We start from the raw sequence: 19,052 nt of genomic DNA on the forward strand, positions 1-19,052 counted from the left end.
GAATGGTAATTCACTAACCAAACTAACTAACGTCTTATGACACTAATTTTTTATGTGCTTTTTCTGTATTAAGAGCTGCTTGGAGGGCATTTCTTTGATTGGTTAACATAGAATCAATAGTTGGTGGCATGGTTTTTCTATCTTTCAAGATTTCATCATACTCTTCAAGACTTGATTCTCCTTAAATTTAAAAATCTTATTTTTGAAAAACTCACAATATTCCCCCATGAAATTCAAGTTTCTATTTTCGGTATTCATATTAACCTTTTTAAGCTGCAAAGCTCAAATTACGTCTTTATATGTTGGCACTTACACAAAAGGCGAAAGTGAAGGTATTTACAAGCTTGATTTTAATACCAAGACTGGAGAACTTTCTAATAAACGATTAGCTATACACATTGACGACCCTTCGTTTTTAACCTATTCCCCCAATAGAGAATTTCTATATTCAGTAAACGGGTCTGGGTTTTTATCATCATACAAAATAAATGAAGACGGTAGTTTATCCCTATTAACACGGGTTAGTAGTGAAGGCCGAGGCCCTTGCCACATTGCCATAAACGAGAAAGGAGATAAAGTTGTGGTTTCCAACTATGGTGCTGGCACGGTTTCTATTTATCCTGTCAAGGAAGATGGAAGTTTAGGGGAAGCTTCCCAGGTATTTAACCATAATAAAGGCGACAATCCTGCTCGGGCACATTCTGCTCAATTTCATAACAACGATTTATACGTTGCCGATTTGGGTAACAATGCCGTTTTTAATTATGTATTAGAAGGAAACGAATACAAACTTAAGTCTGACAATATTATTAAAATGGAAGGCAATCCGGGACCGCGTCATTTTGCAGTAACCAAAGACGATCAATTTATTTATGTTATTAATGAATATGGCGGTTCTATTGTTTCAATTAAAAAAACGAAAGAAGGTTTTGAACAAATTGATTTCGATTTAACTTTAGATGAAAATTACAACGGTCAAATATCTTGTGCCGACATTCATTTATCTGAAGACGAACGTTTTTTGTATGGTTCAAATAGAGGCGAAAACTCTATTGCCGTTTTTGAAAGAAACATTAAAACCGGGAAAATTAACAGAATACAGAATATGAGTGTTCATGGCGATTGGCCTCGAAACTTTACCTTGGACCCTACGGGAAAATTTCTTCTAGCGGCAAACCGAAAAAGCAATAATATTTCGGTGTTTAAAATTGATACTGAAACTGGTAAATTATCATTTTTACATGCTATAGATTTACCAAGTCCTGTGTGCTTGCTGTTTTAATTTTTTAATCTTCTGATTATCAGTATCTACAAAATTATATTTCACAATAAAAAAGCCATTGAAATTCAAAAAAACATACTATATTTGCGCTCTCAATAAAGAATTTCTAATTTGAATCATTTCACATTAGAAAACAAAATTTTTTATTTAGATTCCCGATTTCTCGGGAATGACAATTTAAACGGAAATCTTGAAGAAAAACTTCAAGAATTTTTTTTCAATTAATAACCGAGGTCGAGAACCTCAAATAATTAATTTATATGCCAGTAAAAATTAGATTACAAAGACACGGTAAAAAAGGGAAACCTTATTATTGGATCGTTGCAGCAGATGCACGTTCAAAAAGAGATGGTAAATACTTAGAAAAATTAGGTGCTTACAATCCAAACACAAACCCAGCAACTGTTGAATTAAACGTTGATGGTGCTGTACAATGGTTACAGAATGGTGCACAACCCACTGATACCGCAAAAACATTATTATCTTACAAAGGCGCTTTATTGAAAAATCACTTAGCAGGAGGTGTTAAAAAAGGCGCATTAACTGAAGAACAAGCAGAAGAAAAATTCAATGCTTGGTTAGAAGAAAAAAGCGCTAAAATACAAGCGAAGGCTGATGGTTTATCTACTGTTGAAGCAAAAGCGAAAGCTGATGCTCTAGCTGCTGAAAAAGCTGTAAACGATGCAAGAATAGCTGCGGCTGCTCCTGTTGTTGAAGAAGCCGTAGCTGAAGAAGCTCCTGAAGCTGAGGCAAAAGCTTCAAACGAAGAAGAAGAATAAAAAAATAATTTTTATACTTTTAAACTCCGATAGACATCTATCGGAGTTTTTTATTTAATCAAATTTTTTAAATGTTTGATTAAATAATTCCCGTGAAGGTGGGAATCTCATTAATTTTGGATGAACTTAAAATAAGATTCCCGCCTTCGCGGGAATGACAAAAATGGCTTTTCAATGAAAAAAGAAGATTGTTTTTATTTAGGGAAAATTGTAAAAAAGTACAGTTTTAAAGGTGAGGTTTTGGCAAAACTGGATACCGACCAACCTGAACTTTACGAAAACCTCGATGCTATTTTTTTAGACCTTAGAAACAACTTTATTCCCTTTTTTGTTGAAAGTTCTCAACTCCATAAATCTGAATTGCTTCGTATTAAATTTGAAGATGTAGAAACCGAAGCGGATGCCGATGCCATTATGAAATGCGGATTATACCTCCCTATGGACCTATTACCGAAACTAGAAGGCAATAAATTTTACTTCCACGAAGTTATAGGTTTTAAAGTTGAAGATAAAAACTTTGGCGGCGTTGGAACTATTAAAGCTATTAACGATTCAACAGCACAATCCCTTTTTGAAATAGACCGTGATGGCATCGAAATTTTAATTCCCATGAATGATGAATTTATTGTAAAAGTAGATAGAACACACAAAACGATTCTTGTCGAAACTCCTGAAGGACTAATAGATTTATATCTATAATTAATACCAATTTAAAATAAAAAAGCCAACCGTAAAGGTCAGCTTTTTAAAAATATTAAACTAGAGACGCATTATGCAACTAACTGCTCCTCTACTCTAATAGTATTTAATGTCTTTTGAATTTCATCTCTCTGCTCAATTAATATTTTACAAACCCCTAACGGTAAATTTCGTTCTTGCAACACATCATTATAAGCAGCAATACTTAATTTTTTTATCATGCATACTTGGTCTAATAGTTCAGACTCAAAATCAGCATCAATCAGTTTTTTGATTCTTACAGAAAACCTATTGAGTTCATTGTGCAACTCTCCAAAATGTATTGGAGTGCCGCCTAACAAGATGATTTCTCCTCTTAACACTCTACTAAACTCATTTCTAAAAAAGCTCGTGTTTCTAAAAAAGACCTTTAAATCTTCATCATTAATAGCTTCATATACATCCAAATAAATATTCTCAACTTCATAACTCAAATGCAACAATTTATTCATCTTTTCTAAATGTCTTTCTAAATGTCCCATATTATAATAATTTAGTTTTCTTATTACATCATCAACCGGTGATGGTATAAAATAAATACGCAAGCCTAACTCATAAAGTATATCTCAAACATGACTTTTAACATACTTTAGCATTATTTATGAGTTTTTAACAAAAATAAAATGCCTCGTAGCTCCGAAGTACTAATCCAGATAGCTATCGGGAAAAAACACAAACACTAAATTCCAAAAACCAAAAAAGTGGCACTTGCTAAACCTTTAGCAAGTGCCACTTAAATATCTTGGTATTTTATTTACTAGCTATTTGAAGCCAATCGAGATTGTGATTGGTTGGACAATCCATCTTGATATCTCATTAGGCTTATTGAGGTGCCTATGACATGCATTTGTCTTTGTAATAATCGCAATAATCCTTCAGAAAATTCAAAATTATTTATAACCCTATTATAATGGGTTAAACACAAAGCTTTAAGCCTATTAATCTCACTAAATAAGGCACGCGGATTTTTAGATGCAATTACCTTCTTAAAATCTGGCCAATTAATTTTTGTTTGGGATTCTACCTCATCACTAAAGTTTGGAGTACCTCCCAATAATCTTATTTCAGCACCTAAGTATCTACTAAATTCGTTGCGTTCAAAAGCTCGAGCCCTAAAAAACTGTTTTAACTCTTCATCTTCTGTAGATTCAAGGGCTTCCAGATACACTTTTTCAGCATTATAATTAATTACTAATAATTCATTGAGCTGATCGATTTTTTGATTTAATTGCACCATAATTTTCACGTTTTATTGAGTAGATTAGACTTAAATTATTTAATTATAAGGGAAAAGTTCTAACAAGTTAATAAAAATTATTTAAAAATAATGCACTTAATCGAATATTTTTGTTGTTTTATAGTCGTTTTTAAATCCCACATACGATAAAGTGTAAATTGTAATAAGAATAATCCTTCATATGCACCCATGACAAATACATCAACTTTCAAATTCAAGAAATTTTCAATAGAGCAAAATAAGTGCGCCATGAAAATTGGTACCGATGGTGTTTTATTAGGTGCTTGGGCATCTCTTGACAGAAACCCGTTTTCTATTTTAGATATTGGGGCCGGCACGGGCGTTCTTTCTCTAATCTTGGCACAACGAAGCAATGCTCTCCCGATAGCTGCCGGGATAATTGATGCCATAGAAATTGATGACGATGCTTACGAACAATGCGTTGAGAATTTTGAACAATCTCCTTGGGGAGATCGATTGTTTTGTTATCATGCTTCACTTGAAGAGTTTGTGGATGAAATTGAAGATCAATATGATTTAATTATTTGCAACCCTCCTTTTTATACCGAAGATTACAAAACTAAAAACGAGCAACGCGATTTAGCACGCTTTCAAGACGCCATGCCATTTGAACATTTAATTAAAAGCGTTTCCAAATTATTGTCGGAAAAAGGTTCTTTTTCAGTTGTTATTCCTTTTAAAGAAGAAGATAATTTTATATCAAAAGCTTTAGAATTCAATCTTTTCCCTAATAAGATTCTTCATGTTAAAGGCAATCCAACTTCTAAAATAAAAAGAAGCCTTATAGAATTCGCTTTCCTCAAAAGCGAAAAAGACATTAAAACACTAATTATTGAAACTGAAAGACATCAATATACTCAAGATTACATCAATCTGACCCAACATTTCTATTTGAAAATGTAACGAATTACATAAAGATTATTTAAATTTGAGTACTAAAAATGACGATTTGACAAAAAAATATCATCTTTTATTAATTTTATTCAAATCAATTTTAATTTTGTCTTTATGAAACCCGATGTATTCGAAGCTCCAGATTATTATAACCTTGATGAGCTATTAACCGACGAACACAAATTAGTGAGAGACGCTGCTCGCAAATGGGTAAAACGAGACATCTCTCCTATAATTGAAGACTATGCCCAAAAGGCAGAATTCCCAAAACAGATTATTAATGGTTTAGCTGAAATTGGCGCTTTTGGCCCATATATCCCTATAGAATATGGTGGTGCTGGATTGGATCAAATTAGTTATGGCTTAATCATGCAAGAAATTGAACGTGGTGATTCGGGCATACGTTCTACGGCTTCAGTACAATCTTCATTGGTTATGTATCCTATTTGGAAATATGGCAACGAAGAACAACGTCAAAAATTTTTACCAAAATTGGCAAGTGGCGAATGGATTGGGTGCTTCGGTTTAACAGAACCAGATCATGGTAGTAATCCATCTGGAATGGTGACTAATTTTAAAGATAAAGGAGACTACTACCTATTAAATGGCGCCAAAATGTGGATTAGTAATGCTCCTTTTGCACAAATAGCTGTGGTTTGGGCCAAAGATGAAAATGGACGTATTCACGGTTTATTGGTTGAACGCGGCATGGAAGGGTTTTCTACGCCTGAAACCCATAATAAATGGTCGCTTCGTGCTTCGGCTACTGGAGAACTCATTTTTGATAATGTAAAAGTGCCCAAAGAAAATTTATTACCTAACAAATCTGGACTGGGCGCACCACTTGGGTGTTTAGATTCTGCACGCTACGGTATTGCTTGGGGTGCTATTGGCGCTGCAATGGATTGTTATGATACAGCATTACGATATAGCAAGGAACGGATGCAATTTGGGAAACCCATTGGTCAGTTTCAACTACAACAAAAAAAATTGGCTGAAATGATTACCGAAATCACCAAAGCCCAACTCTTAACATGGCGTTTGGGCGTATTACGTAATGAAGATAAAGCGACTTCAGCACAAATCTCTATGGCAAAACGTAACAATGTGGATATGGCTATTAATATTGCACGTGAAGCGCGTCAAATTTTGGGAGGTATGGGAATTACTGGAGAATATTCCATCATGCGCCATTCCATGAATTTGGAGAGTGTAATTACTTATGAAGGCACCCATGATATTCATCTCTTAATTACTGGTTTAGACATTACTGGACTTAATGCCTTTAAATAAAAATGAGCAATACACACATTAATTACATTGAGTTTAAAGCCCATGATCTTGAAAAAATAAAACAATTTTACTCTGAATGCTTTGGTTGGGTATTTACAGATTATGGAGGTACTTATATTGCATTTTCAGAAAGTGGCCTTGACGGGGGATTTGAAAAAACCGAAGACAAAATAGTCAATGGCGCATTGGTTGTTTTATACCATGAAAATCTTGATTCTATAAGGAAGAAAATAATAGAAGCCAAAGGCATAATTTCGATAGACACATTCTCTTTTCCTGGAGGTAGCCGATTTCATTTTATTGATCCTTCAGGTAACGAACTCGCAGTTTGGTCAGACAAATAACTTATCGTTTCTTTCTTTTTATGTAAGTCATCTTGCACATCTTTAAATTATCTTGCACATTAAAAATTAAATATTTACTGATTTTTGACAGGTTTTTTAATGGATTCACTTATTAACTTTGCTACGCAAATAAATCCTGCATGTGTAGGTATTGCGTTAAAAGTTAAATATCATGCAAGAATCAAGAAAAGACATTATCCAATTTATTAATTTACAATTAGCGTCCCTTGGGCAGCCTACTTTTAAGGACAAAGCGGATAGTACCGAAAAATTTTGTAATCCTAAATTTGAAGCACTCACTAGTGGCCTCATAAAAAGCCTTCAAGAAAAATCGAGACTTTTGGCCAGTCATCACTCCCCTGCCGACTTGAGGATTCAAAATTTTTTAAACGACTATTTAAAAGACGTTTCAATCAACAAACCATACATATTACCTAATAACACTTTAGTTCTATCAAAAAAAGGACAAGCTAGAGAAGTGAGCTTACCTCCAAATGGTAATACCTTTAAAAGCGACCTTGTGACTTCCAATAGAATAAAACAAGGTATTTTAAACAACCCCTTACATGACAAAAGAACTACAAAAGGCACTTTTCATATTGTTGAGGGAAGCTTGCCAGTACCTCTGGATAAGAAAGAAGTTCCTAAAATTGTGTTTGCCCATTTTTTGAACGCCGCTTTTAATCCTTCGGAAGATTTAAAACTATTGCCCTTTACATCCAATCAAGATGAAAAGGCAAAAACCATGGTGTCCATGTTGTTAAGACCCAAGGTTTGCCCTGAAGTAGCAGGTATTATTTCCGAAAAATCTTTGGAAGTCCGTTTTTTTGCTCCAGGTAGTTTAGTGAGCAATCTCGATTTCGTGGAATCTATTTTTGGAAATGCTGGCGACCCGAACTTGGCTCAAAATGATGCCGCATTAGACACGGAACATTGGACAGGACATACTGGCTGTATTGTTTTAGCACCACAACTACTAACATTAAAGAAAAAAGATGTTGGACTACCTCATTTTGATGATGCCACGGCACGTCAAAAAATTGATGGCATGTGCTGGAAAGACGAAAACGAATTATATAATGACGGAAGTGCTTTTAAAATTACATGTAGAGACGACAGAGGTGTTGTAATTACCCTTATTGCAGACAATTATTACGGCTATTCCAAAAAAGAAATAAAAACGCAAATAAGCTACTCCGCAAATTTATTTGGCTTGGTAGAAGAAGAACACGCCGGGGGCGCCATAGCATTTGCAAGACGGGTTATGGGCGATACCGTTGATGGTAAAGACCATTCAGAATTTCATCAGAACCGCTATAGTTTTGAGGATGTTAAACAATTAATGGGAGACAGCATTGATGTGAAACCCGAAGGCTATGCCATCGACAAAAATTATCCGAATATAATTTACGTGCCAGAACTGGCTTATTTTAATACCAACACCAATAGCATTACTTGGACTTATAACAATAAGGAACAAAAATTAACGCTGTCGCCATACAAAACATACGTACATCCAACAGGTAACAAACTACGGTTGGAGAAACACAAATCTATAGATTTATGGCGTATGATAGACACTTTTGCAGAAGGGGTATTTTGCCATAAACCGTGTACCGTATCTGGCGGTGGTAAATCAGAAATCTCCAAATCCATGCAAAACGCTATAACTTATAGCACTTTTAACATTCAGGATATTGATAAGGATTTCGAAAAAGCTGATGAAATTATAGAATTCGATTATTCTTCAAGATGGAAAATCAAAGACCCAAAAAGACCAAAATCAAGATCGTTTTTAAGTGAAGATAGAACCTTAAGTTCTGCCGTTAAGTTATTGACCCCTTCCGAAGAAAATTCAGATGAATTTAATGCGTTTTTGAAAAACATTCCCGTTCATATTCGCTCCCTAGTGCTGTTTGTTAAGCGATTGTACAGGCAAGCACATGGCACTTTAAACTGGAAGGAGTATATGTCGGTTGAAATCATTAATGGTGAGAATGGTACGGGACTTTTATATCACAACACTCCTGTGGTTGGTAGTTACGTCCGTATAGGCTTTAACCAAAAAGGAAATTGGATGCTGAATAAACTTAGGTCTGATTTTTCTCCAAGCGAAAAAATACAAACTGAAGATGACATTACGGCATCCATCACGCTACCAAGACATCAGTTTAAAAACCTAAACCCAGCGTTTGACAATAAAAGTGTAAAAGTACTTACCAATTGCGAAGCACATTTATTTCAAAGACCAGATGAAGCTGTAGTAAGAGGTTATGATAAAAATGCTGAATTGGATATTATTTCAGATGGACGGTTTTTGACTAATTACGAACTACTCAATAAACAGGATGCCCTAAACATTTATGAGGACACCATTAATTTCGACAAATACACGCAACCCGTTAAAGACTTTATCACAAGCTTTGTAACTAGTAAAAATGAAGACGAATTATTTGTTTTGCCTTCGCACACTAGAATTGTAGATGGAACGCCTACCAAGAACCCGCGTTATTTAGAGCCCAATAGATTTGTTAATGAAACCGAAGCCAGCTATTTGGCGGATGTAGGTGTACGACTGGTTAGAAAAATAAAACCGGAAGACCCCGTAATTCATGTTGTAAATGCAGTTCTACCAGGAAGAAGAAATAATCCGGTTGACAAAAAAGCGGGTATTCGTCCGTTGGCGGTTTACAACCCTATTCACTATCAGGAAACCCCAGAATTGTTTATGGATTTCATCTGTAGCTTAACAGGTAAATCGCCGTCCACAACGGGAGCAGGATCGGAGGGAGCATTAACCAAAGCACCTTTTAACATGCTAACGCCTACCACGGATTTGAACAATGCATTGTTATCACATATTTTAACCGAATCGAACGGATTTAGTACCGCCGCTGGTTATGTTGGTGCAGAAAATAAGGTCGATCACGATATCAGTTTACTCATTCCAGAAATCTGGTCGCGATTAGAGCCTATAGACAGAGACCCAAAAGCCCTAATTGAAAATGGCTCTCTGGAAAAATTGGAAGATTTTGAGCACAATGGCAAAACTATTTTGGCAAGCCGTTTGGGATATCGCATTACAAAAATATTTTCATTAAGATGTCTAAATCGTTTGTTTGATGAGCCAACCGCTGTTTTTAACGAACGCATGCTAAAACCAGAACTGCAAGGTATAGAAGATTATGTTGATGGTATTAACAATATTGTTGAAGCACAACAAAAAGTAGCCATTCGCTATTTTGACGATGACAGTATTAATGCCGCTATTCCTCCATTGAAAATCCTATTGCATATGATGGCATATGGCAACTATGAAGGGAAAGCTATCAGCGATCCAGAATTACGAAAGTATTTTGATAGGGATTATGTGCTAAATAGTGATTGGTATAAAGAACGATTGGCTTTAAAACAACAAAAGGACGTCCGATTTTATGATGCCCAAATAGCGTATTTAGAAGATTTTATAGGAAACCCAAATAATAGCACTTTAGTTTCTGAAATGAATATAAAAGACAGGTTAAAATCGGTGAAGCAAAAATATGATGAAGCTAAATCTGATACGTATTTAAAAAGTTTAATTGGCACCATTGGGGCAGATCCTTTGTGCAAAAAAGCAAGTTAAATATCCAATAAAAACAATTATGCAAAAACCTTGAGTTATTTTACTCAAGGTTTTTTGCTACAAAGATGACATCATCTATATTTGCCAAAAAATTGACCTTTGCATAAACTAACAGCATTCTTTTTTGTATTCCTCTACATGCTCGCCATGTTAAGGCCTGTGCAACCTTATGTTGAATATGTGCTTAACCAAGATTATATTGCAGAGTTTTTATGTATCAATAAAGACAAACCTCAACTACAATGTAACGGTAAATGTCATTTGGTTAAAGAAATTGAAAAGCAACAAGAAAACGAACCCAACTCCTTAAGAATTTCATTGGAAAACTACCCTATCGGGTTTGTAAACATCTTCAAAATACATCCTTTTAAAATCTTCATCACGTCAAAAGAAAATCTACACATCCTTTATAAGGAATTATATCATTTCGATTATAATTATAGTGACTTTCAACCACCAGATTTAGTGTAATTCTTATTTACATTTTTAATTTCTTCGGAATAGCATTCCGTTAGGAACAGATTCTATTACATAAAAATTCATAAAATAAACAATGAAAAATTTATTCATTGCAATGCTATGCGTTGCAACCACATCAATATACGCACAACACGAAAATCACAAAAACCACCAACACAATCACGAATCCAGCTCAACCCAATGGACATCTGATAGGCCAGATGGACATGCTCCTATTTCAATAATGGCTGACCATACACATCATAAAGGCGGATTCATGTTCTCTTATCGCTACATGACCATGGACATGCGCCAATTAAGACAAGGTACAGATAATGCTACCAACACCGATGCCCATGCAAACTATATGGTAGCACCACAAGATATGGTGATGAATATGCATATGCTTGGTCTTATGTATGCCCCAACAGATAAAATCACATTAGCGGTAATGGGAAATTATCTGGAAAACGATATGAATTTACAAATGCGTAATGGCAATCAATTTTCAACAAACACCTCTGGTTTTGGCGATGTTATGGTAAACGCACTATACAGTTTGTTTAATAAAAACAGAAAGGCAATGCACGCCCAAATTGGAATAAATATACCAACAGGAAGTATTGAAGAAAAAAATGTACTCCCTATGTCTATGGGTAATACAGTACAATTACCTTACCCAATGCAACTTGGCACTGGCTCCTTTGGTGCTAACTTAGGGTTGACTTATTTAGGACAATGCGATAAATTTTCTTGGGGCCACCAACTTACAGGACTAATAAATATTAATGACAACGACCAAGATTATAAATTTGGAAACCGTTATAAGTTTAATAACTGGATTGCCGCTAAAGCAGGCCATAATTTAAGTGTTTCCATTAGATTGGAAGGTGTGCTTGTAGATGAAATTGACGGCAAAAGCGCATCATTAAACCCAATGATGGTTACTACTGCCGATACAGCAAATTCTGGTGGAACGTTTATCAATTCTGGGTTTGGTCTAAATTACCTAGTTACAAACGGTGGCTTAAAAGGCTTACGATTTGCAACTGAAATTTCGACCCCTCTATATCAAGATTTAAATGGTATTCAGCTAAAACAGAATTACAATTTAACCTTTGGAATGCAGTATGCGCTTCATTAATAATATATAAGTTAAGCAAATATTATGTGCTGATTTAGTAAATTGCCTAAAGCTTTTACGCATAATGAAATACGATTTACTAAAACAAAACATAAAAAAACACATACAGCTTTCTGATGCAGAAGAAGAGCTTATTTGTAATTACTTTGAACCTAAAGTTATTCAAAAAAGAAATTTTTTATTAACCCAAGGGAGCATTTACAAGTATGAAGGTTTTGTATTAGAAGGCTGTTTTAGAGTTTTTACCATAGATAAAAAAGGAAATGAAAACACCCTTTATTTTGCTTCAAAAGATTGGTGGTTGATTGATATTGATAGTTTTATGAATCAAAATCCATCCGATTTAAATATCCAAGCTCTAGAAGACAGTAAGGTACTCTTAATTAAAAGAGCGGACAAAATGGAACTCTATAATACGCTTCCTGTTGTTGAAAAATTATTTCGCATTATGAGCCAAAAAGCACTTGTAGCATGGCAACGCAGATTAATAAGAAACCATAGTTTAACAGCCGAAGAACGCTATCATCATTTCATACAAACCTATCCAGAGATAGCCTCTAAACTTACCGACAGGCAAATTTCCAGCTACTTAGGAATCACTCATGAATTTTTGAGTAAAATCAAAAGAAAAAATAGTAAAACAGAATAATTTTTAGTTTGTTGAACTTGTTCTATTTTTTTGTCATTTTCATTTAAGAGTTTTGTATTTATAAAACACAATCCTTATGAAAAGCATAAAAACTCAATTAAAAACCACCCTTGTTTTAGTATTTCTATTAACTTTAAAAACGTATTCCGTACAAGCTCAAATAGCTAATGATTTAACCCACGAGGAAGCACTAAAAATTCTTTTGGAAGCAAAAAAGAGTGCCGAAAAAACAGATGTTTTAGTAAATATTGCAGTAGTAGATGCTGGCGCTAACTTAAAGGCATTTATAAGAATGGATGAGTCTTTTCTGGGAAGTATAGATGTCGCCATTAAAAAAGCAAAAACAGCACGCTATTTTAACATGGATACCGGGAAGTTAGGAGAATTAACGCAACCTGGAGGCATTATTTACAACATCGAACTTTCTAATGGTGGATTGATTACGTTTCCGGGCGGCATCCCTATTAAAAATAAAGAGGGTAAAATTATTGGAGCAATTGGCGTAAGCGGTGGCACTATAGACCAAGACAGAGCTATTGCCATTGCTGGAGCAAAAGCAATTATAGATTAATTAAATTTGAAAAAGATTAAAATTATGAATAGTATTAAAAAAGGAATTCTCGTAATCACATTGCTCGTATCTCAAATTTGTCTAGCTCAAGTTTCTGATGACTTAATGCTTTACAGGCAAGATTTCAAAAAGATATCTGGAACCAATACGGTTTCTGTAACGAGTTACGAAAAAGACGGTTCTCATTATGTGTTTGCTGGTGGTATTGGAAATGTAGATGTATATCGTTTAGATAAAACAGGTACCCTTACCCCAATAAGCAACCACGAACTTCATATGAAAAAAGGACCTGCAAGAGGTATGGTTGCCGATAATATTAACGGGACAGATTTTCTATTTGTTGCAAACAAGCATGGGAATGTTATTGAAACCTTTAAAATTTTAGACAATGGTTCTCTTGAACGTGTAGCCCTAGTTGAAGATACAGACGACACGCACCTCGGAACTGCCATTACGTTGCAAGTTGTTCACATGAAAAAATCATCTTTTCTCTTTATTGGTGGCTTAGAAGAAACGCCGGGATTAAGTAGTTTTAAGATTGAAGACGATGGGAAACTAACGCATGTGCAGTCCATGAAAGATAATGAAACCATTCACACAGATGGTATCATAGGGATGTTTGTCCATAAGATTAAAGGAAAAACCTTTTTATATACGGGCGGGTTTCAAGATAATGGCGTTAGTAGTTTTAGGGTTTATGAAAATGGTACATTCAAAAACATCAACAACATAAGCGACAATACAACCGATAGATATTTAACTGGAACATACCCCGTAACAGGCGTAACTTTAGGCAACAATAATTATGTAATCGTTGGCCACAGGCATCATAAATATTACAAAAGGGGTGGTTTTATAAAAAGACCCGATTTTGTATATCATGGTGATGGTGTAAGTGTTTTTAAAGTGACTAAAAAAGGTGCTTTAATTCCTCATTCCGTTTTAAAAGATGATGAAAACACAAAACTACAAGGGCAAACAAGAATTGAAGTTGTTTCAACCGATAATAACGAAGCTGTATTGGCAGTAGGCACAAGAGACGACGAAAGTATTCAACTACTCAAATTAAATAAAGACGGTGTTCTAAGTCCTATAAATTATTTAGAAACCGGCTATTCCATTTATTATGGTTTAAGGTCTCATAAAATAGGCGATGATAACTTCCTGATTGCGGGTTCTTTTAGGTTTGATTTAGGAAAGATTGTAAGCTATAAAATCGCTCCTAAAACCAATAGAGACGGGAAAGTTTTAAGACACATGGTTAACTTAACATATAAAGAAGACGCCACAGAAGAACAAGTAAATAAAGCTGTTGATGCTTTTGTAAATCTTAAAAATGAAATCCCAGAAATTGCAAACCTTGAATGGGGACTAAATGATAGTACTGAAGGCCATAGCAAAGGTTTAACACATTGCTTTACGTTGACTTTTAATGATGAACATGCCAGAGAAATCTACCTATTTCATAAAGCACATTTAGATTTGGTCAATAAAATTGGCCCCATCATTGCCGATGTTTTAGTGCTGGATTATTGGACGAAATAAAATCTAAAAAGACAAACCTGCCGGCAGGCAGGAACTAAATTCCAAAAAAAATGAGCAACTTAAAAAACAAAAAAGCAATCATAACAGGTGGTAGCCGAGGTCTTGGAAAAGCAACCGCAATAGCATTTGCCAAAGAAGGTATTAATGTAGCCATAACAGGTAGAAATGAAAAAGTCTTAAAAGAAACCGTTTCAGAATTAGAGGGATTTGGCGTTAAAGCCATCTATTCGGTATTTGATGTTGGGAATTATGAAGACGTGAAAAGCAGCATCAAAAGTATTATTGACAACTTAGGCTCTGTTGATATTTTGGTAAATAATGCTGGAATTGGTGGATTTGGATTATTTAATGATATGGAGGTTTCCGAATGGACTAATATCATTCAAACTAATTTAATGGGCATGTATTATGTGACCAAAGAAGTTTTACCACATTTATTGAAGCTAGATGAAGGTGATATCATAAACATTTCTTCTACAGCGGGTTTAAATGGAAATGCCAGTACCTCAGCATATTCAGCTTCTAAATTTGCAGTTATAGGCATGTCAGAATCACTAATGAAAGAAGTTCGTAAAGACAATATTAGAGTTTCTACCTATACGCCTAGTACATTTGAATCGGATATGTCAATTAATGCGGGAATAGCCTCTAAAGGCTCTCAAGAAAGCGTTTTACAACCAGAAGATTTTGCAGAACTGATAGTTGCAGGTTTAAAATTGCCTAGAAGAGCAATGCTTAAGGGCGCAGCATTGTGGTCAACAAATCCATAATTAAAATTGAACTAAACCAAATGATGGTATCCATTTAAAAATTAAAGGGCTACTCTTGAATTATAATTTTAAAGAGACTGTCTAAAAAGCCAATATCTAGTCTAAATGTCATATTGAGCGCAGTCGAAATACTTTGATTTTCAATAAATTAAAACTTCGACTGCGCTCAGTTTGACAAGAGTCAGTCACTTTTCAGACAGCCTCGTTTATTTATACATTTTTAGATTTCGACCATAAAACCGTATCTTTAAAATAAAAAATGAAATTGAAACTACCTTTACTATATCTTAGTTTGGGCTTTTTTCTTTGTTTTTCTTGCTCTTCAAATTCTCAAATGGATGAGGATGAAAAAGAAATGGAAATTAAAGACGACACCAAAACCGATGACGACGATACCACAACTCCAAACAAAAACTTCTTAAAAATCCTTTCTCTCGGTGATAGTTACACCATTGGCGAAAGCGTATGTGAAACCTGTAGATTTCCCGAGCAATTAAAGGATAGCATCATAGAAAAAATTGGCAATCCTGATGTGGCATTAAAAGTAATTGCACAAACAGGCTGGACTACGGGCGTTCTTAAATCTGCAATTGAAGCACAAACCATTTCTAACGATTATGATTTAACCACATTGCTTATTGGCGTTAATAACCAATACCAAGGCGCAGATTTTGAGGTTTTTGAAAAGGAACTCCCTGAACTCATCACTAAAGCCATTTCATTTTCAAAAGGCGACATTAAAAAAATTATTGTAGTCTCGATTCCAGATTATGCCTTTACACCGTTTGGTAATGGAAACGATTTAATCTCCAAAGACATTGATAAATACAACAATTTCATTGAAAATTATTGCAAACAATATAGCATTACCTACATATATATTACTGATATTACCAGACAAGGTCTAGATCAACCTGATTTGGTGGCATCTGATCGTTTACATCCATCTACGCAAGCTTACACTCAATTTGTCAGCAGAATGCTACCTGCCGCTTTAGAAAAAATAGGATATACTAATGAGTAATTATTTTTATATTCGCCTAAAGTAACACCGAATGTTTTCATCCAATAAAAGATTAGATAACGCCTATACAAATGCAAAAGTTGTTGATTTTGACGATGATAGTAAATTTATTCTATTTAGTGATTGCCATCGTGGAGACAACAGTTTTGCTGATGATTTTGCCAATAACCGAAACATCTACTTTCATGCCTTAAAGCATTATTATGCTGAAGGATTTCAATATTGCGAATTGGGTGATGGCGACGAACTTTGGGAAAACCTCTCTTTTGAATCCATTTTAAACGCCCATAAAAATGTGTATATGCTTATGAAATTGTTTCATAAGGACAATCGGTTGCATATGATTTGGGGAAATCATGATATGGTGTATCGCAATCCTGATTACGTAAAAAAACACCTTTCAACTTATTTTGACCCTAAAGTTGGTGAAGATGTGGAACTTTTTGGAAATATAGAATATCATGAAGGTATTGTTTTAAAACATTGCATGACGGGACAAGAGTTGTTTTTAGCCCACGGACATCAAGCCGATTGGTGGAATTTCTTGTTTTGGAAATGGAGCCGGTTTATGGTTCGTGTGCTTTGGAAACCCTTAAACGTTATGGGAATTGCAGACCCAACCAGTCCAGCAAAAAACTATAAAGAACTGATAAAGGTTGAACGCAGAACAAAAAAATGGATCATAGAAAACAATAACCTATTAACCATTGTTGGGCACACCCACAGACCGCGATTTCCTGAACCTGGAGATATTGCTTTTTTTAACGATGGAAGCTGTGTACACCCCAGAAGTATTACGGGTATGGAAATTGAAAATGGCGAGATTTCTTTGATTAAATGGCAAATTGCTACGCGTGAGGATGGCACTTTGCAGATTGTTAGGGTTTTGCTTGAAGGGCCTGTGAAGTTGGCGGATTATAAAACGAATTGATTACGTTTTATAAATATAAAAAGAACAGCTAAATTCCTGTTATCTTGCAATAATTATTGGGTAATATAAACCAAACAATTCTAATAAAATTTATGAAAACAAGTATCGCATTTATAATAGCAATTATAGGCTGGGTAGCTCTATTCCTAAAACTTCAATTGCGCATAGAAATGGAAGATGTGGCAACATCAGAATCTGTACTACGTTATTTTAGCTATTTTACTATTTTGACAAATTTAATGGTTACTATATACTTTAGCACAATTGTATTATTTAAAAAAAGAGAAACCGTTTTACACAAGCCTGGAACATTAACCGCTATTACTGCTTTTATGACCTTTGTTGGGCTAGCCTATCATATCCTTTTAAGGTCTTTATGGAATCCTACGGGACTAACAATGTTATTGGATGAGACCCATCATACATTAGTACCTCTTGTAACTATAATTTTTTGGTATTTATATGAAAATAAAAGCGCCATTAGTTTTAAGAAAATAAGTATTTGGATTCTGTACCCCGTACTATACCTCATATGGGCTTTGGTTAGAGGAAACATTTCCTCATTCTATCCCTATTACTTTTTAGATGTTAATAATCTTGGAATACAACAAGTGATTATCAACGCTTTTGGGCTATTAGCGGTTATCGTGCTATTTCTGTTTATATATTTTTTAATTGGAAAAAGGATTAAAACAAATACCTATAGGCTGAATTCCAACAAAAAATAAAGCTTTATAATCCCTAGAAGTAATGTATAAAAATGACTCAAAAAAGATACGAAGGCTTTTTAAAAACTCCTTTTTTATGGAAAAATGATGCGGTTTCTAATTTATGGCAATTTGAAATTGATGCTAAATCTGATAAAATTGACATTGATCTTGATGAAAAACTTCGCTTAGGAAAGTATGTTGAGCGACTCGTTTCTTTTGAATTAGGGCAACAAAACGATATTTCTGTTTTAGCTGAAAATATCCAAATTCAAGATGACAAACTTACTTTAGGTGAATTGGACTGTTTATTACTTAGAAACGGCAAACCCATCCATCTTGAAATCATTTATAAGTTTTATTTGTATGATGCCTCGGTTGGCTCTAATGAAATAGACCATTTTATTGGTCCGAACAGAAAAGATTCTTTAATAGAAAAATTAACGAAGCTCAAAGACAAACAGTTACCGCTTCTCTTTTCGGATGCTTGCAAACCGTATTTGGATGCACTTAATTTAAACTCTGAAGCTATTTTGCAGCAAGTATATTTTAAAGCGCAGTTGTTTGTACCATTTTCAAATCAAGATCTTCAACTTAAAACTTTAAATAACGATTGTGTTGTTGGGTTTTATATCAATTTGAATGAGCTGGATGCTTTTGCAGCATGTAAGTTTTACATTCCTAATAAAAAGGATTGGTTGGTAACACCACATACCAATGTAAACTGGTTAAATTTCGAAACTTTTAAAACGGTTGCCAAAGATTATATTGCCCAAAAATTTTCTGCTTTATGTTGGGTAAAAGATAAAACTGGAGAACTGAAGAAAGTGTTTTTGGTTTGGTGGAAATAAGCATCTAAAAGTTAAACTAAAGACACCTCATAATCAACTTTAAATTTATTAATGCCGAGCTTAATTAGGATCAAGTCAAAAAGTTGTGTGTGAATTGGAATAAGATTCCGATTTTTGTTTAAAAAAAGAACCTTGGACAATTATCTAGACTTACTCAAACTTATCTTACCTGAATTTCTGATCAATCA

At 34.5% G+C, this 19,052-nt stretch carries 19 protein-coding genes; 17 read left to right on the top strand and 2 right to left on the bottom strand.

All coding sequences use genetic code 11. The features are described 5' to 3' along the window. Nucleotides 1-226: 226 nt before the first annotated feature. The 3 genes from ABXQ82_RS18240 to rimM all read left to right on the top strand — a co-directional run bounded on the left by ABXQ82_RS18240 (nt 227) and on the right by rimM (nt 2,760). Nucleotides 227-1,282 carry a lactonase family protein gene (locus tag ABXQ82_RS18240; protein WP_367063142.1) on the top strand — a complete coding sequence of 352 codons (1,056 nt, stop codon included), beginning with the start codon at nt 227-229 and terminating at the stop codon, nt 1,280-1,282. Nucleotides 1,283-1,542: 260 nt separating this feature from the next. Further along, nucleotides 1,543-2,061, top strand: coding sequence for a 30S ribosomal protein S16 (locus tag ABXQ82_RS18245; RefSeq protein ID WP_367063144.1), 519 nt, complete (start codon nt 1,543-1,545; stop codon nt 2,059-2,061). A gap of 174 nt (nt 2,062-2,235) precedes the next feature. After that, the gene (rimM, locus tag ABXQ82_RS18250; RefSeq protein ID WP_367063146.1) at nt 2,236-2,760 is read left to right on the top strand and encodes a ribosome maturation factor RimM; all 525 of its coding nucleotides are present in this window, start codon (nt 2,236-2,238) and stop codon (nt 2,758-2,760) included. Between the two features lie 71 nt (nt 2,761-2,831). Here rimM and ABXQ82_RS18255 read toward each other — a convergent pair whose 3' ends face one another. Further along, a complete protein-coding gene (locus ABXQ82_RS18255) occupies nt 2,832-3,281 on the bottom strand; it encodes a DUF2383 domain-containing protein (protein WP_367063148.1) in 450 nt (149 codons plus the stop codon). A gap of 275 nt (nt 3,282-3,556) precedes the next feature. After that, nucleotides 3,557-4,036, bottom strand: a complete 480-nt coding sequence (locus tag ABXQ82_RS18260; protein WP_367063150.1) for a DUF2383 domain-containing protein — start codon at nt 4,034-4,036, stop codon at nt 3,557-3,559. Between the two features lie 249 nt (nt 4,037-4,285). Here ABXQ82_RS18260 and ABXQ82_RS18265 point away from each other — a divergent pair, with 249 nt between their 5' ends. The 14 genes from ABXQ82_RS18265 (at nt 4,286) to ABXQ82_RS18330 (ending at nt 18,864) form a co-directional block, all read left to right on the top strand. Further along, nucleotides 4,286-4,960 (top strand): methyltransferase, encoded by a 675-nt coding sequence (locus tag ABXQ82_RS18265; protein ID WP_367063152.1) that lies wholly within the window; start codon nt 4,286-4,288, stop codon nt 4,958-4,960. A gap of 105 nt (nt 4,961-5,065) precedes the next feature. Beyond that, nucleotides 5,066-6,244, top strand: coding sequence for an acyl-CoA dehydrogenase family protein (locus ABXQ82_RS18270; protein WP_367063154.1), 1,179 nt, complete (start codon nt 5,066-5,068; stop codon nt 6,242-6,244). Between the two features lie 2 nt (nt 6,245-6,246). Beyond that, complete coding sequence (locus ABXQ82_RS18275; RefSeq protein WP_367063156.1) at nt 6,247-6,588, top strand: VOC family protein; 342 nt, start codon at nt 6,247-6,249, stop codon at nt 6,586-6,588. A 172-nt stretch (nt 6,589-6,760) separates the two neighbouring features. Then, nucleotides 6,761-10,213: a hypothetical protein gene (locus ABXQ82_RS18280; protein WP_367063158.1), complete on the top strand. Its 3,453-nt coding sequence runs from the start codon at nt 6,761-6,763 to the stop codon at nt 10,211-10,213. A 99-nt stretch (nt 10,214-10,312) separates the two neighbouring features. Then, nucleotides 10,313-10,684, top strand: coding sequence for a hypothetical protein (locus ABXQ82_RS18285; RefSeq protein WP_367063160.1), 372 nt, complete (start codon nt 10,313-10,315; stop codon nt 10,682-10,684). Nucleotides 10,685-10,766: 82 nt separating this feature from the next. Continuing rightward, nucleotides 10,767-11,816, top strand: coding sequence for a transporter (locus ABXQ82_RS18290; RefSeq protein WP_367063162.1), 1,050 nt, complete (start codon nt 10,767-10,769; stop codon nt 11,814-11,816). A 64-nt stretch (nt 11,817-11,880) separates the two neighbouring features. Continuing rightward, nucleotides 11,881-12,465: a Crp/Fnr family transcriptional regulator gene (locus ABXQ82_RS18295; protein ID WP_367063164.1), complete on the top strand. Its 585-nt coding sequence runs from the start codon at nt 11,881-11,883 to the stop codon at nt 12,463-12,465. Between the two features lie 76 nt (nt 12,466-12,541). Next, complete coding sequence (locus ABXQ82_RS18300) at nt 12,542-13,036, top strand: heme-binding protein (RefSeq protein WP_367063166.1); 495 nt, start codon at nt 12,542-12,544, stop codon at nt 13,034-13,036. Between the two features lie 24 nt (nt 13,037-13,060). Continuing rightward, the gene (locus tag ABXQ82_RS18305; protein ID WP_367063168.1) at nt 13,061-14,581 is read left to right on the top strand and encodes a Dabb family protein; all 1,521 of its coding nucleotides are present in this window, start codon (nt 13,061-13,063) and stop codon (nt 14,579-14,581) included. Nucleotides 14,582-14,631: 50 nt separating this feature from the next. Further along, on the top strand, nt 14,632-15,351 hold the full coding sequence (locus ABXQ82_RS18310; protein ID WP_367063170.1) for a 3-ketoacyl-ACP reductase: 720 nt from the start codon (nt 14,632-14,634) through the stop codon (nt 15,349-15,351). Between the two features lie 259 nt (nt 15,352-15,610). Then, on the top strand, nt 15,611-16,375 hold the full coding sequence (locus ABXQ82_RS18315; protein WP_367063172.1) for an SGNH/GDSL hydrolase family protein: 765 nt from the start codon (nt 15,611-15,613) through the stop codon (nt 16,373-16,375). A 31-nt stretch (nt 16,376-16,406) separates the two neighbouring features. Further along, nucleotides 16,407-17,306: a serine/threonine protein phosphatase gene (locus tag ABXQ82_RS18320; protein ID WP_367063174.1), complete on the top strand. Its 900-nt coding sequence runs from the start codon at nt 16,407-16,409 to the stop codon at nt 17,304-17,306. Nucleotides 17,307-17,398: 92 nt separating this feature from the next. Beyond that, nucleotides 17,399-18,034 carry a Pr6Pr family membrane protein gene (locus ABXQ82_RS18325; RefSeq protein WP_367063176.1) on the top strand — a complete coding sequence of 212 codons (636 nt, stop codon included), beginning with the start codon at nt 17,399-17,401 and terminating at the stop codon, nt 18,032-18,034. Between the two features lie 32 nt (nt 18,035-18,066). Continuing rightward, nucleotides 18,067-18,864 (top strand): DUF1853 family protein, encoded by a 798-nt coding sequence (locus ABXQ82_RS18330; protein WP_367063178.1) that lies wholly within the window; start codon nt 18,067-18,069, stop codon nt 18,862-18,864. The last annotated feature ends 188 nt before the right edge of the window (nt 18,865-19,052 follow it).

This window comes from Algibacter sp. 2305UL17-15 (genome assembly GCF_040720935.1).
Taxonomy (GTDB): Bacteria; Bacteroidota; Bacteroidia; order Flavobacteriales; family Flavobacteriaceae; genus Jejuia.